The following is a 15,733-nucleotide window of genomic DNA, read 5'->3' on the forward strand; positions in this document are numbered from 1 at the left end:
GGCAAAAAGGGCAGGTATTGTCGCATACCCGCCCCCACACCACAAACGCCCGAGTCGTTTTCTCGTAGCAGGGTGTCGCGATCTTGAAAGATAAATCGAACCTGTCGTGTTAGAGCGATATCAACGCGCCCCGGCCTCCTGCTGAACGCTGGCCAAAGTACGCGGCCAGGGCTTGCTGGCCTGCACCGATGCCGGCAGGTTCTTGATCGCCGCCTGCGCCTCGTCGCGGCTGGCGAAACTGCCGTAGGTGACCACGAACAGCGGCTGCCCCTGATGCAGCTTCCGGAAGTAACGGTAGCCTGCCCCCTGGGTGCGCACGAAGGATTGCGCACTGCTCTCCGAACGCGTACCGAGCACCTGCAGGGTATAGCGCGAAGCAGCCGACTGAGGGACCGGCGCCGATTGAGGCGCTGGTTTCGGCGCCGCCTGGGAGACAGGCGCCGGCTGAGGTACCGGTTTCGGGGCCGCCTGGGGGGCAGGTGCCGGCTGAGGTGCCGGTTTCGGGGCCGCCCGGGGGGCAGGTGCCGGCTGAGGTGCCGGTTTCGGAGCCGACTGGGGGGCAGGTGCCGACTGAGGTGCCGGTTTCGGAGCCGCCTGAGGGACCGATGCCGCCGGTGCCAGCTTCGCAACCGTCTGCGTGGCAGGGGCGGCAATCGCCGGGGCCGGCACGGGCTTGGCGGCCACCCGCGGCGCCGGAGCTGGCACAGGTATCTCGACCGACCTTGCAGCGACCGGCGGCGGGAGAGTGACGGACCTGGACTGAGGAGGCGGCGGAGCCGGCTGTACCGTCACAGGCGCCCGGGAGTCCACCCTCGGCGCATGCGCTGCCAGCTTGACCGGTGCCGGCGTCGGATTGGCTGGTGCCAATGCAGCCGCGGAGGAAGTGGCGGCCAAAACCGCCGCCGAGCCGGCCACCCCGATATCCTCGACGTCCGCCTCGCTCGCCGCCTGGGCCAAGGGCTCGCGCAGCACCGGCCGGCTCTCGCCCGCCGGCTCGGCGACCGGAGCGCTCGGCCCTTCTGATGGCGGCTGCAATGCGACCGCCGGGGGCTCGCCTTCCGATCCGCCGCGGATGAACCAGGCCGCCACAACGGCCAGGGCAACCGCAGCCAAGGCCAGCAGATGCTTCTTCGGCAAGACCCAGCCAGGCGTATCTTCACCGCCCTCTTCGTGCCCGAACTGCATCTCTTCGTGCAGCAACTCACGGGCAAACCGGTTGATTTCCCCTGGCCAACCGCCGGAGTCGCGGTGAATCGCCTCGACCTGCTCGTCGCTGAGCAACCCGATATCGCTCCCCGCCCCCTCCAGGCGCTGAGCCAGGTATTCGCGCGTGTCGTCCAGCGTATAGGGATTCAGGCGCAGCACATGGAAGCGCTCCTCGCCGCCGGCCAGGGACTGCAGACGCGTCACCAGCTCCGGCTCGCCGAACAGGAACACGCGCGGCCGCGCCACCACCGTCCCCGCCGCCAGGGCCAGCAGTGCATCGAGGGCAACCGTTTCCAGCAACTCCGCATCGTCCACCAGCAGGTAAACCTCCTGGCCCGCGGCGACCAGTTGCTCCACCCGCGCCAGGATCGATCGCTCGTCCGCATGCTCCAAACCGAGCCCAAGGGCGATCTGCCGCAGCAAGCCATCGACCCGCGCCGAAGCCCGCGCGGAAACCACAACGCACAGCACCGCCTGCTTGTTGCTACTGGCCACCAAGGCCTGTCGCAGGAGCGTCTTGCCACTGCCCAGCGGCCCACTGACCACCAGTAGCAACCGACTGTAGCGGGCAAGGTGATGCAACTGACCCAGCACCTGCTTGCGCTGTGCCGGGAAGAACTTGAAGCCCGGCGTCCGCGGCGCAAAGGGGTCGTGGCTGAATTGGTAGTAGGTCAGGAGCGCTTCATCTGCGTGCAAACTGGTCATGGCTTTCTCAGTGACTGGTCTGTTCCATCAGCATCCGGTAGTCGGTATCCAGGGTGGCCTGCAAGGCCTCGCGCGGGAAGTCCCCGGTCACCACCGCCTCGCCCAGGCGCCGGAGCAGCACCAGCCGCAGCTGGCCGCCCAGCACCTTCTTGTCGACGGCCATGTGCCGGAGGAAATCGTCCGTACTCATTTCCACCGGCGGCACCACGGGCAGCCCCGCCCGCAGCAGCAGGCGGATACCACGATCACGCCCCGCCTCATCGATCCACCCCAGGCGCCGGGACATTTCCAGGGCCATGACGGTGCCCGCGGCCACAGCCTCGCCATGCAACCAGGAACCGTAGCCCATGTGGGTTTCGATGGCATGACCGAAGGTGTGCCCCAGGTTCAAGGTGGCACGAACCCCCGACTCGCGCTCGTCGGCACCGACCACCCGCGCCTTGGCTGCGCAGGAGCGGGCGATCGCCTCGGTCAGGAGCGCCGTATCCAGGGCACGCAGCGCCTCCATGTGCGCCTCCAGCCAGCCCAGGAAGGGCTCGTCGCAGATCAGGCCGTACTTGATCACCTCGGCCAGGCCGGCGGACAGTTCCCGCGCCGGCAGGGTCGCCAGGGTGGAGGTGTCGATCACCACGGCCTTCGGTTGATAGAAGGCGCCGATCATGTTCTTGCCCAGCGGGTGGTTGATCCCGGTCTTGCCCCCCACCGAGGAATCCACCTGGGACAGCAAGGTCGTCGGTACCTGGATGAAGTCGACCCCACGCTGATAACAGGCAGCGGCAAACCCGGCCATGTCGCCGATCACGCCGCCGCCCAGGGCAATGAGCGTGGTACGCCGGTCGTGCCGCGCCGCGAGCAGGCCGTCGAAAATCCTCTGCAGGGTTTCCCAGTTCTTGAAGGACTCGCCATCCGGCAGCACGATGGTGGTCAACTCGCAGCCGGACAGCGTCCGGGTCAGCTTTTCCAGATAGAGAGGAGCCACAGTCTCGTTGGTGACCACCGCCACCTGGCGACCGGCCAGATGCGGAGCGATGCACTCCGTCCTGCCCAGCAGGTCGGCCCCGATATAAATGGGATAACTGCGCTCGCCGAGATCAACCTGTAACGTCTGCATGAAAGCCCCCGGATTGGAAAGGGCGCTAGGATAGCGCAGTTGCGTCCGGCTTTAACGAGGCGGCAGCATGTGCAGGCGATCGAGAATTTCTTCCACGACCATGCGCGGCGGACGCTCGTCGGTTTCCACCACCAGATCGGCGACCTCCCGGTACAGCGGGTCCCGAATGACCATCAGGTCGCTGAGTACCTGCCCCGGATCGGCAGCACGCAGCAGCGGGCGATTGCGGTCGCGGGACGTGCGCTCCAGCTGCTGGGCAACCGAGGCATGCAGATAGACGACCCGCCCCCCCGAGCGCAAGGCGGTGCGATTCTCGAGCCGCAGCACGGCACCGCCACCCGTGGCGAGTACGATGCCGTCGTCCGTGCAAAGTTCCCCAATCATCGCCTGCTCGCGCTCGCGAAACCCCGCCTCCCCTTCCACATCGAAGATCCAGGGAATGTCGGCGCCGGTACGCTGCTCGATTTCCTTGTCGGAATCCTTGAACGTCAACCGCAATTCTTTGGCAAGCAAACGCCCGATGGTGCTCTTGCCCGAGCCCATCGGGCCCACGAGGATCACATTTCGCACTGACTCAACGACTCACCGCAATAGCCTGGCTGTTAAGGATACGCGGAGTCAGGAAAACAAGCAGCTCGGATTTGCTGTCGGTGACCGTATCGCTGCGGAAAAAGCGACCGATGAACGGCAGGTCGCCGAGGAAAGGCACCTTCTCCACGGACTTGCTCTGGCTATTGGAGAAGACCCCGCCGATCACGATGGTTTCGCCGTCGCCGATCAGCACCTTGGCATTGACCGAGTTCTTCTTGATCGGCGGTTCACCGTTCACCGCATTGGTATAGTCGGGCTCATCCTTGTTCACCTTGACGGCCATGATGATCCGATTGTCGGGCGTGATCTGCGGCGTGACCTCCAAGGACAGGGCCGCATCCTTCCAGGAGACGTCGGTTGCCCCGCTGGAGGTCTGGCTTTGGTAGGGGATCTCGGTCCCCGTCAAGATCTTTGCCGTTTCCTTGTCCGAGGTCAGCACCTTGGGTTGCGAGATGACCTCGCCATTGCCGGTCTTCTCCATCGCCGACAACTCCAGATCCAGCAGCAGATTGTCCGTCACCACAGCGAGACCGAAGCCGGACGTCGCATCCGTGGCCCCCAGATCGACGAAAGGGGTATTCGACGACAGATCGCTGCCAGTATTACCGGCCTCGTCGCCGTTGTCGTCCAGGCCATAGAGCGCCGCATTGCCACTGGTAACAGTTCCGCCCCAGCGCACGCCCAGGCTCTTGTCATAGCCGACGACAGCCTCGACGATGCGCGCCTCGATCATCACCTGGCGCACCGGGATGTCCAGCTGGGCGACGATTCGCCGCAGCTCGTCCAGACGCTCTTGGGTCTGGTAGGCGATGATGTTGTTGGTCCGCTCGTCGACCGTGATGGAACCGCGCTGATCCTCGGCTTCCTCGGCGCTGGTGACCGACTGGAACAGCTTGGCGATGTCCGCCGCCTTGGCGTAGTTCACCTGGACCAGCTCGCGGCGCAGGGGCGCCAGCTCGGCGATCTGCTGTTGCGCCTCCAGCTCCTGACGCTCGCGCGCCGCGATCTCGTCGGCCGGCGCCACCAGCAAGACATTGCCGACCTTGCGCTTGTCCAACCCCTTGGTCTTGAGCACCAGGTCGAGCGCCTGGTCCCAAGGCACATTCTGCAGACGCAGCGTGATATTGCCCTGCACGGTGTCGCTAGCCACCAGGTTGAGGTTGGTGAAGTCGGCGATCAGCTGCAGCACCGAGCGGACATCGATATCCTGGAAGTTCAGCGACAGCTTCTCGCCGCTGTAGGCGAAACGATCGGCATTGCGCTTGGCGACATTTTCCTGGGTCAGCGGCTTGACACTGACGGTCAGGCGATTGTCGGCCTGGTAGACCAGATAGTCGAACAGGCCGGACGGCTCGATGAGGATGCTGGCCTTGCCTCCCTGACTCGAGGCACTCACGAACTGCACAGGCGTAGCGAAATCCTTGACGTCCAAGCGCGCTCGCAGGGACTCCGGCAACTGCGTACCCGGGAAATCCAGGCGGATCTTGCCGCCCTGCTCCTGGACATCGGGGTTCATGCCCGGGCTCGACAGGTCGATGACCACGTTGCCCTCGCCCTGCGCGCCGCGCTGGAAGTCGATTCCCTGGATGGCCTTGCCTGCCGGCGCGTAGGACTTGACCAGCGGGGCCGGTGTCGCCGCAACGACAGGCGGCGGCGCAGTGCGGGCCTGCTGGGGCGCGGCGGCCGACTCGCCAAGCACGATATAGAGGTGGTTGCCCTCGGCACGCGTACTGTAGGGCGACAGGGCGGCCAGATTGACGATCATCCGGGTACGGCCGTTCGCCTCCACCAGAGTGACGCTGCGGGCGTTGCCGACCCCCAGTTCGCGATGCTTGGTCCCCAGCTTGTTGGCCACGCCGGGCAGGTCCAGAGCGATGCGCGCCGGTTGCTCGATGGTGTAGCCACGCGGCGCCGGTACGGGCTCGTCGAACGACAACTTGAGTTCGACCCGATCGCCAGGCAGGGCGGCCACGTCCAGGGCCTTGAGATCGGCTGCCGATAACTCCGGCGACAGCAGAGCAGCCAGGACTGAAATACCAAGACGCGAAAGGGTGCTGTTCATTGACTGGTTCCGTAATGCCGACCGGGAATTTTTCTTCATGCTGGATCCGCCCATCACGAGCGCTCCTTCAACGTGAGGCTGCGCGGGCGCTCCAGCCAGCCGCCCTCGCCATCGGGAACGATCTCCACGACATCGACGGCGGCCTCATTGATCCTGACGATGCGGCCATGGTTGCGCCCCAGATAGTCGCCCACCTTCACCCGATGAACGCCGCCCGCCCCGCGCACCAGAGCCTGCATACCCGCCCCGTTGGAGAGCGTGCCGACCATCTCGAAGACTTCGATGTTGAACCCCTCGAGATACTGCTTGACCCGTCCCTCATCCGGCCGGATGTCCTTCGAGCCCCTCTGCTGAATGGCCAAATCGATTTTCACCGGCGGCTGGAACGGACTGCGCATGGCCGCCGCACTGTAAGTAAAGGCCTCGTAGGGCTGAAACGTCGGCAGCGGCTCGATCGCACCCTTGGGCCGCGCACGAACTTCGTCCATATAAGCCTGCAAATCCTGAAACTCATTGCCGACATCGCAGCCGGAAAGTCCGACAAGGGCCACAATGCAAACCAGACGGGAACCCCTCATTTATGCAGTCCCTTGTCGTTATAGCGGTAAGTCTTGGCCAGAACTTTCATGCGCAACTTCGTATTGTTTCCCGCTGCCGCGGGTTTTATTTCGAAATCATGCAGTGTGACTATTCGCGGAAGACTGGCGACGCCACTGGCGAACGTGGCCAGATCGTGATAGTTGCCCACCACGGATATCTGGATCGGCAATTCGATATAAAACTGCTGGATAACTTCCGCGAGAAGTTTGATTTCCTCGAACTCCAGCCCGCTGCCCAGTCCGGTACGGGTGATATCCTCGAGCAGCCCCGGCACTTCGGTATCGCTCGGCAACTGCCGCAACAAGACACCGAAGGAGGTTTCCATCTCCGCCATCTGCTGCCGGTAGGCCTCCAGGTTCGCCGCCTGGGAGGCCTTGGTGGCAAACTGCTGCTTCAGGGTACCCTCTTCGCCACGCTCCCGCTCGAGTTGCTCCTGCAGATCCTTGAGGTGGAAGTTGTAGCCCAGCGCCAGGACCGCAATCAGCAGCAGCAGGCCGGTGATGGCTTTCACCGGGGCCGGCCACGACCCCAGGTTGTTCAGATCCAGGTCGGCCAGATCGATCTTGCGCAAACTTTCCAAGGACTCGGACAAATTCATTTCCGCTTTCCTCCTTTCTTTTGCGCATCATCCCGAACGGACTGCGTCGCTCCGCCAGCAACAGGCAATCCTGCCCCCCCCTCTTTCTTCGCGCCCTCTTTCTTCGCTCCCTCGCCCTTGTCCCCGTCCTCGCCCGGCTGCACCTGCTGCACGGTCAGCTGGAATACGTTGGCCTGATCCAAAGCACCGGCCGTTACCGCCTTCACGGCCGTCAGGTTGGGCGCCTCGAGCCATTCCGAGCCGTCCAGATTACGCATCAGGCTCGAGACACGGTTATTGGATTCGGCGGCACCTTCGATGGCGATATTCTTGCCGGTCATCTTCAGGGAGGTGAAATACACGCCATCAGGCAAGGTACGGACCAACTGATCGAACACACGCCCGATGATCGGCCGATTGCCCTGCAGGTCCTGAATGATCTTCATCCGCTCCAGCAACTGCTGGCGACGGGTTTTGAGTTCGCTGATCTCCTTGATCCGGGCATCGAGCACAGCGATCTCCTTGCGAAGGAAATCATTGCGCGCACGCTGCGCGTCGATGCTCGCGTTCAGGTATTGATCACCAAGGAAAACCAGGCCACCGGCAACCAGCAACACCGCCCCCAGCGCGACCAGAAAACGCTGCCGGCGTTCCTCGCGAAGCTGCTCGCGCCAGGGTAGAAGGTTGATCCGCGCCATCTAATCGAAACTCCTCATCGCCAGACCGCAGGCAACCATCATCGCCGGGGCATCGCTGACCAGTGCCGAGGCATTCACCTTGGGACTCAGCGCCATCTCGGCAAACGGGTTGGCGACCAGCGTCCGGGTCCCGGTCTTCTGCTGGACCAGCTGGTCCAGCCCCGGCAGCGAGGAGGTCCCACCCGCCAGCAGGATGTAGTCGACCTGGTTGTACTGGCCTGCCGCGAAAAAAAACTGCAGAGAACGGGAAACCTGCTGCACGACGGCTTCTTTGAACGGCTGTAAAACCTCGCTGTCATAGCCATCCGGAAGTCCGCCCTTTTTCTTGGCCATACCGGCTTCGGCCATGGACAGGCCATAGCGGCGCTGGATCTCGTCGGTGAGCTGCTTGCCGCCGAACAGCTGCTCGCGGGTATAGAGGGTACGGCCGTCATGCAATACGCTGAGCGTCATCATGGTCGCGCCGATATCGACGACAGCCACGGTCAGTCCCGCCGGATCGCCGCCCAACTGATCGATCAGCAGTCCGCAGGCGCGCTCCATCGCATAGGCCTCGACATCGACGACCTTGGCTGTCAGCCCGGCCAGCGCCAGCACCGCTTCGCGAGCCTCGACGTTCTCCTTGCGGCAGGCGGCGAGCAGCACCTCGACGCGACCGGGGCTGCGCGGCAGCGGCCCCAGAATCTCGAAGTCGATCGCCACCTCATCGAGGGGATAAGGAATGTACTGGTCGGCCTCGAGCTTCAACTGGGTTTCCATTTCGTCCTCGGAAAGTCCGGCATCCATCTCGATGGTTTTGGTAATCACCACGGAACCCGCCACGGCCACCGCCGCAGCCTTGGTTCCGGTCTTGGCCTTGGCCAGCACCTTGACCAAGGTCTGGCCGACACCGTCGAGATCGACGATGCTCTTCTCGAGGACGGCATTGGCAGGGAGCGGTTCGACGGCGTAGGCCTCCACCCGGTAGCGATTACCCGAACGACTCAATTCGATAAGCTTGACCGTGGTCGAACTAATATCGATCCCCAGTAACGAACCCGCTTTCTTGTTGAAGAGCCCTAGCACAACCAATTTCCTTGCTGTATCCGCAACTTACGGACAATTTATGTAATGCCGCATTAGATAACAGGCTTGACAGAAGCGTAAATGGCTATCCGGCAAGAAAACCGCATATAATGTGACCGGCTTTTCGCTTTTCGCCTCGCCTGAAATTCCGTCTCTCTTTCATCTGGAAACCCCGCGGCCTTGATGCGTTTGCTTAGATTCTTCGGCTGGACCTTCGTCGCCATTTTCAGCAGCCTGCTGCTCGGCCTGAGCGGAGCTTTCCTCTACCTGAGCCCCAGCCTCCCGTCGGCCGAATCGCTGCGCACCATCCAGCTGCAAATCCCCCTGCGGATATACAGCAGCGACGACAAGCTGATTGCGGAGTTCGGCGAAATGCGCCGCACACCCATCCGCTATGCCGACATTCCGCCGGACTTCATCCATGCCCTGCTCACCGCGGAGGACGATAATTTTGCCAACCATTATGGCGTCGACCTTGTCAGCCTGATGCGCGCTGCCACGCAATTATTGAGCAGCGGACATATTCAGACCGGAGGCAGCACCATCACCATGCAGGTGGCGAAGAATTTCTTCCTCACCAGCGAGCGGAGTTTCTCGCGCAAGGCCAACGAGATCCTTCTCGCCCTGCAGATCGAGCAGGAGCTCAGCAAGGAGGAAATCCTCGAGCTCTACGTCAACAAGATCTACCTCGGCAACCGTGCCTACGGCATCGAGGCAGCAGCCCAGGTTTATTACGGCAAGCCCATCCGCGAGCTGAGCCTGGCCCAGATGGCCATGATCGCCGGCCTGCCGAAAGCCCCGTCGCGCTTCAATCCGCTGGCCAACCCGGCACGCAGCAAGGAGCGGCGCGACTGGATTCTCGGGCGCATGTACAAGCTGGGATACATCGACGAGGCGCGCTACCAGCAAGCCCTGGCAGAGCCCGCAGATGCCAGCTACCACGTACCAACCCCGGAGCTGAACGCGCCCTACATCGCCGAAATGGCCCGCGCCGAGCTGGTCGGCCGCTACGGCAGCGACGCCTATACCGAAGGCTTCCGGGTCACTACCACGATTCCCAGCGACCTGCAGGAAGCGGCCAGCGCCGCCGTGCGCCAGGGCCTGCTCGACTACGACCGGCGCCATGGCTATCGCGGCCCCGAGACCCATCTGTCGGGCTCGAACAGGAGCGTCTGGCTGGACGAACTGAACAAGCGGCGAACCATCGGCGGCCTCGAGCCCGCCGTCGTCACCCGGGTCGAGGGCAGCGGTATCCAGGTCCTGACGCGCGGCGGCGACGAAGAAAGGGTGAGCTGGGAGAGCATGAGCTGGGCCCGCCCCTTCATCAATTCCGACAGCCAGGGACCCAAACCGCAGCATCCGGGCCAGGTGGTCAAGACCGGCGACCTGATTCGCGTCCTGCGCCAGGAGGACGGCCGTCTCGTCTTCAGCCAGGTCCCCGCGGCACAGAGCGCCCTGGTTTCCCTCGATCCGCGGAGCGGGGCGATCCGCGCCCTGGTGGGCGGCTTTGCCTTCGAGCAGAGCAACTACAATCGCGCCGCCCAAGCCAAACGACAGCCCGGTTCGAGCTTCAAGCCCTTCATCTACAGCGCGGCCCTGGATCGCGGCTTCACCGCCGCCAGCCTGATCAACGACGCCCCCATCGTCTTCGTCGACCCGTACCTGGATACGGTCTGGCGCCCCAAGAACGACACCAACACCTTCCTCGGCCCGATCCGCATGCGCGAAGCCCTGTACAAATCGCGCAACATGGTGTCGATCCGACTGCTACAGAGTGCCGGCATCGACTACACGCTGAATTACATTGGGCGCTTTGGGTTCGACAGGCAGGACCTGCCGCGCAACCTGTCCCTGGCACTGGGCACGGCCAACCTGACCCCCCTGGAAATCGCCGGTGGCTGGAGCACCTTCGCCAACGGCGGCTATCGCATCCAGCCCTACCTGATCGAACGCATCGAAGACCGCACCGGAAAACTCCTCTACCAGGCCAACCCGCCCCGCGCCCCCGAGGAACAGCCGACGCCCGTTGCCGCGACCGGTGGACAGGCCACCACCGGCGACTCGGCGCCAGGCGCCGCCGGCAGCGCTATCCAGGGCGCCGCCCAGCCGGCGCCAGCCAACCCATCCCCGGAGGCGACCGCGCCGATAGCCGCCGAGCGCATCGTCGATGCCCGCACCACCTACATCATGACCAGCATGCTGCAGGATGTGATCAAGCGCGGCACCGCTCGCCGCGCCCTGGAGATGGGACGCAGCGACTTGGCCGGCAAGACCGGAACCACCAACGAATCCAAGGACAGCTGGTTCTCCGGCTACAACGCCGACTACGTCACCACCGTCTGGGCCGGCTTCGACCAGCCGGACAGTCTGGGTAGCCACGAATACGGCAACACCGTGGCCCTGCCGATCTGGATGAGCTTCATGGGCACCGCCCTGAAGGACAAACCACCCCATCTGCAGGCCGAACCCGAAGGGCTGCTGACCCTGCGGATCAACCCCAGCAGCGGACGCATCGCCTCGCCCGGTACCCCCGGCGCCTTCTTCGAGCTGTTCAAGAACGAAGATCCGCCGCCCGTGGCCCGCGAGGAGGACTCCACCAGCCCGGGCAGCCTGGCGAAAGAGTCCGCACCCCCGATCGACCTGTTCTGAACCTTTCAGAAAGAAACCCCGTTCGATCAGACGGCGTGAAAACACGCTGCAGCGGCTTGAACAAACGCCCCGACCTGCTCGGAGCGTTTGTCGCCGGGCCGTTGCCCGCCTCCCGAGAGCGGACAAAAGTCCGCTCAGGCCAGTAGCGCCATCAAGCACCGGGCTCCCGGCACGCCGATGGCCTGCTTGAGAGGGGACATACGCCGTGATACCGGCCTCCTCGCCGGCCAGGAACTGCTCGCCGCCGGAATGGCCATCGGCTCCAACGGGCGACTGTCGTTACCCTCCCGGGTCACCTCGTGATGCGCGACCAGACAACGCTCGACATCGACGGCGCTCTGACAGCTGCAGGCCAGCCGCAGTACGCCCCCTGGCGACGACGCGCACCAGATGATCGTCGGGAATGTTCATTGAGGCCGATGGAGGAACAGACTGCTCTGACCGGGGAGTTAACCGCAGATGTAAGCCATGAAATGACAATGCCCGTATCTTGCGATACGGGCATTGTTCTCATCGGCCCCACCCCCACCGACTGCCAGGTTCTCACACCGTCTGTCGAGGCGGAGTTTCATATCGGCGACTGACCGGTCAGCCGCCGAACACCGCCTCCACCGACTGCAGGGGATAGTGCTTCGGGTAGGGCAGGGAAGCCACGCCGCTTTCGATGGCGGCCCGGGCCACGGCGTCGGACACCACGGTGATCAGCCGCGGGTCCATCGGTTTGGGAATGATGTACTCGCGACCGAACTCCAGCCCCGACACCCCGTAGGCTTCGCAGACCTCCTTCGGCACCGGCAGCTTGGCCAGTTCGCGCAGGGCGTGGGCCGCAGCGATCTTCATCTCCTCGTTGATGCGGGTGGCGCGGACATCCAGGGCGCCACGGAAGATGAAGGGGAAGCCCAGCACGTTGTTCACCTGGTTCGGATAGTCGGAGCGCCCGGTGGCCATGATCACGTCGCTGCGCGTGGCATGGGCCAGCTCCGGCCTGATCTCCGGGTCCGGGTTGGAACAGGCGAAGACGATCGGATTCGGCGCCATGCGCAGCAGGTTTTCCGCACTCAGCAGGTTGGCGCCGGACAAACCGACGAAAACGTCGGCGCCGTCGAGGGCATCGGCCAGGGTGCGCTTGTCGGTCTCGTGGGCGAACACCGCCTTGTACTGATTCAGGTCGTCACGCCCGGCATGGATGACCCCCTGGCGGTCGAGCATGTGGATGTTCTCCACCTTGGCACCCAGGCTGACCAGCAGACGCATGCAGGAGATGGCCGCGGCACCGGCGCCAAGACAGACGATTTTGGCAGTCGCCAGGGTCTTGCCGGCGATCTCCAGTGCATTGAGCATGCCGGCCGCGGTGACGATGGCGGTACCGTGCTGGTCGTCGTGGAACACCGGGATGTCGCACTGCTCGATCAGGGCACGCTCGATCTCGAAGCACTCGGGCGCCTTGATGTCCTCCAGGTTGATGCCACCGAAGGTGATAGAAATGCGCTTGACGGTATCGATGAAGGCCTGCGGGCTCTCCGCGTCGACTTCGATGTCGAACACATCGACCCCGGCGAAGCGCTTGAACAGCACGCCCTTGCCTTCCATGACCGGCTTGGAGGCCAGCGGACCGAGATTGCCCAGGCCGAGGATCGCGGTACCGTCGGAAATGACGGCGACCAGATTGCCCTTGCCGGTGTAGGTGTAGGCCAGTTCGGGATCGCGGGCAATTTCCCGCACCGGCTCGGCGACGCCGGGGCTATAGGCCAGCGACAGGTCGCGGGCGGTTTGGGTGGGTTTGGTCAACTCCACGCTCAGCTTTCCGGGGCGCGGATGAGCGTGGTATTCGAGGGCGGCGGTTTTGAGATCGGACATATTTATAATTTCCACTTTTATTATGTTGCGACTTGCACGGCGAGCATACGGCAAGACGACGAGTACCAACAATAGCACTCAACGACGCATGTCAAGGCCTCTAATATAAGACTTTCAGCCAGTCTCCCGGACGCGGTTCGAGGTCCGGATAGAGGTTGTTCAACAGCCGTAAGCGCATCACGGACGCCTCCGCCACCCCGCTGGCCTGACTGAGTTCGGCCAGCCGCTGCCCCTCGCCAACCCGCACCCGGTGCAACCGCAACGGCTGGGCCAGCTTCCGTTCGGCGTCCCGGAGCGGGCGGAAACTGCCGATCACCTGCAGGAAGTCCGCATCCGCCGCCCCCAGGCTGGACTTGCCCTTGAGTGCCGCCACGAACAGGAAAGCCTGGCGCTCCCGGTACAGGACCGCGACCCGCCGGGCCGGGGTACCGGCCATGACGCCGGTATACCCCTGCAGCCCCTGCGGGTTCAGGGGGCGACCCTCGAGCAGAGGGCTATCGCCGGTGCGCTGCTGCAGGAATGCCTCCGGCGCCAGCTGCGGATCGACGGGCTCCATGGTCATAGCGATCAGCGCCTGGCGATCCGGCGCCAGCCCGACCAGTGCATCCGGCCGATTGACCAGCTCCCAGCCCTCGGGAAAGCGCAGGGTGAAGTCCAGCGGACCGTGATAGAAGGCCTGTCCGCGGATCATCCCGGAAGCCTCCGAATCGCCGAAGGGCAAGCCCTCGATCTGCTCGAGAAAGCCCTCCCGATTCACCTCCCGGCGTACCGCGACCAGCGCATGCGCAGCGCCGACCACCTCGTGCAGGCGTCGATCGCTGTCCGGATGGCTATCGAAGAGCCCGTGATAACCCGACTCCGGCGGTGGCTCGCCGCGCTGGGCGGCCTCCTGGCGGGCAAAGTCCTCCTGGTTCTTCAAGAGCCGGACCACCGCGATCATCGCCTCGGGATCGTAGCCGGCCCGCGCCAGATACTGCGCGCCGAGCCCATCGGCCTCCAGTTCCATATCCCGCCCGTAGCCGCGCACCAGGACACTCCCGAGCACGCTGGTCAGATCGCCCGCCGCGCCCACCCCGGTACCGATGGCGATGATCTGACTGACGATGTTCCAGGCACTCGCCTGGCTCTGCTGGCGCACCCCGTGGCGCGCCGTGACATGCCCGACCTCGTGGCCGAGCACTGCCGCCAGCTCGGCCTCCGAATTGAGGTAGGCCAGCAGGCCGCGGTGGATGTAGACGTAGCCGCCGGGCAGGGCGAAGGCGTTCAGCTCCGGCGAGTCGAGCACGGTGAAGTGGTAATCCAGAGCACTGCGGTGACTGTAGCGGGCGACCCGTTCGCCGACCTGCTGCACATAGGCCTGCAGCCGCTCGTCGGCATAGCGCGGATATTGCTCGAGGATCTGCTGGTGGAGGCGATGGCCGAGCTCCAGCTCCTGGCGCTCGCTCATCATGACGAAATCGCTGTGCCCGCTGACCGGATTGGTCGCGCAGCCCGCCAGCAACCCCAGCAGCAGCAGGACCAAGCATGGCTTCATGGCGGCACCTCGAGCATGAGCGGATGGGGCAACGGCGCATCCGGCGCCCTGTCCACGCGCTCGCGACGGGAGCGGTCGAGCACTCGACGCGCACCTCGATACGCTATCCCGGCAGGCGCGACAGGGCGGGCGCAGCCCCGCGCACGACGCTCGGCTTCCTGCAGACAGCCGGCCAGCGCCACGTGGCGCCATCGCCATCTGATAGCCTAGCCCCTCGGTAAGCCGCTGCGCCCCTGCACTTCATACTCAGCCGCACGCGGCGACCGTCGACAAGGTGCCGGGTATCGCCACCCAGCACGCTCGATCGCTCGCTCCGCGCCGGGCGGAACGCTTGGGCGGGAACTCCCCAGACGACGGAAACGAAAAAGGCGCCCACTTGGGGCGCCTTTCTCAGCAGCTCGAATCGGTCCATCAGGCCATCCTGGCCATTGGCGCTTACTTGGCGCCGAACACACCGAAACGCTGCTTGAAGCGGTCGATACGGCCGCCGGTGTCGAGCACCTTCTGCTTGCCGGTATAGAACGGGTGGCACTCGGAGCACACGTCGATGCTGAGGTTCTTGCCAAGGGTGGAGCGGGTCTTGATCACGTTCCCGCAGCTGCAGGTCGCTTCGATCTCGACGTAATTCGGATGGATATCGGCTTTCATGGAAAAGTCCTCGACTCTGGCGTACCGCCACCCGACCCTATGTCAGGCACCGTACGGAAACAGGCGGCGGATGATACCAGAGCACTGCCGCGATGCAAGCGCACCGGGCCGAGAGGCAGGGCAATCGCGCTACATCGCTCTTGCGTTGGACGAGGATTAGCGGTAACGGACAAGACTTTTCCGAGCCCCATCATGCTGCCCAATCCCCAGCCCTACTTCGCCAAGCTCGTCGACCCACGGCGCGAAACCCGCAACAAGCTGCACGCCCTGCAGGACATCGTCATGATCACGCTCTGCGCTACTCTGTGCGGTTATGACGACTGGGTCGACATCGAGGACTTCGCCCACGAGAACGAAGCCTGGCTGCGCGAGTTCCTGCCGCTGCCCAACGGTATTCCCTCGCACGACACCCTCAGCGACGTCATCGGAC

General features: G+C 64.2%; 13 protein-coding genes. 2 read left to right on the plus strand and 11 right to left on the minus strand.

The features are described 5' to 3' along the window. Positions 1–120 precede the first annotated feature (120 nt). From BMY22_RS06390 to BMY22_RS06425, 8 genes are read right to left on the minus strand one after another with little or no spacing between them, the layout of a single operon-like run. The gene (locus tag BMY22_RS06390) at positions 121–1,911 is read right to left on the minus strand and encodes an AAA family ATPase (protein WP_090620464.1); all 1,791 of its coding nucleotides are present in this window, start codon (positions 1,909–1,911) and stop codon (positions 121–123) included. Positions 1,912–1,918: 7 nt separating this feature from the next. Next, positions 1,919–3,022 (minus strand): 3-dehydroquinate synthase, encoded by a 1,104-nt coding sequence (gene aroB, locus BMY22_RS06395; RefSeq protein ID WP_090620466.1) that lies wholly within the window; start codon positions 3,020–3,022, stop codon positions 1,919–1,921. A 51-nt stretch (positions 3,023–3,073) separates the two neighbouring features. After that, positions 3,074–3,592 (minus strand): shikimate kinase AroK, encoded by a 519-nt coding sequence (gene aroK / locus BMY22_RS24840; protein ID WP_090620468.1) that lies wholly within the window; start codon positions 3,590–3,592, stop codon positions 3,074–3,076. Between the two features lie 4 nt (positions 3,593–3,596). Then, positions 3,597–5,675 (minus strand): type IV pilus secretin PilQ, encoded by a 2,079-nt coding sequence (locus tag BMY22_RS06405; protein ID WP_090620469.1) that lies wholly within the window; start codon positions 5,673–5,675, stop codon positions 3,597–3,599. A gap of 53 nt (positions 5,676–5,728) precedes the next feature. Next, complete coding sequence (gene pilP, locus BMY22_RS06410) at positions 5,729–6,253, minus strand: type 4a pilus biogenesis lipoprotein PilP (RefSeq protein WP_090620471.1); 525 nt, start codon at positions 6,251–6,253, stop codon at positions 5,729–5,731. After that, positions 6,250–6,873 carry a type 4a pilus biogenesis protein PilO gene (gene pilO, locus BMY22_RS06415; protein ID WP_090620473.1) on the minus strand — a complete coding sequence of 208 codons (624 nt, stop codon included), beginning with the start codon at positions 6,871–6,873 and terminating at the stop codon, positions 6,250–6,252. Before pilO ends, pilP begins: the two co-directional genes overlap by 4 nt. Continuing rightward, positions 6,870–7,550, minus strand: coding sequence for a PilN domain-containing protein (locus tag BMY22_RS06420; RefSeq protein WP_090620475.1), 681 nt, complete (start codon positions 7,548–7,550; stop codon positions 6,870–6,872). Before BMY22_RS06420 ends, pilO begins: the two co-directional genes overlap by 4 nt. After that, positions 7,551–8,615, minus strand: a complete 1,065-nt coding sequence (locus BMY22_RS06425; protein WP_090620476.1) for a pilus assembly protein PilM — start codon at positions 8,613–8,615, stop codon at positions 7,551–7,553. A gap of 180 nt (positions 8,616–8,795) precedes the next feature. Here BMY22_RS06425 and BMY22_RS06430 point away from each other — a divergent pair, with 180 nt between their 5' ends. Further along, positions 8,796–11,264, plus strand: coding sequence for a penicillin-binding protein 1A (locus tag BMY22_RS06430; RefSeq protein WP_208599237.1), 2,469 nt, complete (start codon positions 8,796–8,798; stop codon positions 11,262–11,264). Positions 11,265–11,852: 588 nt separating this feature from the next. On the opposite strand, the gene BMY22_RS06435 is transcribed toward BMY22_RS06430, so the two are convergent. The 3 genes from BMY22_RS06435 to rpmE form a co-directional block, all read right to left on the minus strand. Continuing rightward, entirely contained in the window at positions 11,853–13,121 is a 1,269-nt protein-coding gene (locus BMY22_RS06435) for a malic enzyme-like NAD(P)-binding protein (RefSeq protein ID WP_090620480.1), read from the minus strand. A 100-nt stretch (positions 13,122–13,221) separates the two neighbouring features. Continuing rightward, complete coding sequence (locus BMY22_RS06440; RefSeq protein WP_090620482.1) at positions 13,222–14,655, minus strand: M48 family metalloprotease; 1,434 nt, start codon at positions 14,653–14,655, stop codon at positions 13,222–13,224. A gap of 435 nt (positions 14,656–15,090) precedes the next feature. Continuing rightward, positions 15,091–15,303, minus strand: a complete 213-nt coding sequence (gene rpmE, locus BMY22_RS06445) for a 50S ribosomal protein L31 (protein ID WP_039801850.1) — start codon at positions 15,301–15,303, stop codon at positions 15,091–15,093. A gap of 192 nt (positions 15,304–15,495) precedes the next feature. Here rpmE and BMY22_RS06450 point away from each other — a divergent pair. Next, the coding region (locus tag BMY22_RS06450; protein ID WP_143068465.1) for a transposase family protein at positions 15,496–15,733 on the plus strand (238 nt) is incomplete at its 3' end.

Origin of the sequence: Azotobacter beijerinckii, from assembly GCF_900110885.1 — a bacterium.
GTDB classification, from domain to species: Bacteria; Pseudomonadota; Gammaproteobacteria; order Pseudomonadales; family Pseudomonadaceae; genus Azotobacter; species Azotobacter beijerinckii.

Bases quoted from the DNA above. Each gene is read 5' to 3' on its own strand.
- BMY22_RS06390 (WP_090620464.1), bottom strand. From the start codon at position 1,911: ATGACCAGTTTGCACGCAGATGAAGCGCTCCTGACCTACTACCAATTC.
- aroB (WP_090620466.1), bottom strand. From the start codon at position 3,022: ATGCAGACGTTACAGGTTGATCTCGGCGAGCGCAGTTATCCCATTTAT.
- BMY22_RS06405 (WP_090620469.1), bottom strand. From the start codon at position 5,675: ATGAACAGCACCCTTTCGCGTCTTGGTATTTCAGTCCTGGCTGCTCTG.
- pilP (WP_090620471.1), bottom strand. From the start codon at position 6,253: ATGAGGGGTTCCCGTCTGGTTTGCATTGTGGCCCTTGTCGGACTTTCC.
- pilO (WP_090620473.1), bottom strand. From the start codon at position 6,873: ATGAATTTGTCCGAGTCCTTGGAAAGTTTGCGCAAGATCGATCTGGCC.
- BMY22_RS06420 (WP_090620475.1), bottom strand. From the start codon at position 7,550: ATGGCGCGGATCAACCTTCTACCCTGGCGCGAGCAGCTTCGCGAGGAA.
- BMY22_RS06435 (WP_090620480.1), bottom strand. From the start codon at position 13,121: ATGTCCGATCTCAAAACCGCCGCCCTCGAATACCACGCTCATCCGCGC.
- BMY22_RS06440 (WP_090620482.1), bottom strand. From the start codon at position 14,655: ATGAAGCCATGCTTGGTCCTGCTGCTGCTGGGGTTGCTGGCGGGCTGC.
- rpmE (WP_039801850.1), bottom strand. From the start codon at position 15,303: ATGAAAGCCGATATCCATCCGAATTACGTCGAGATCGAAGCGACCTGC.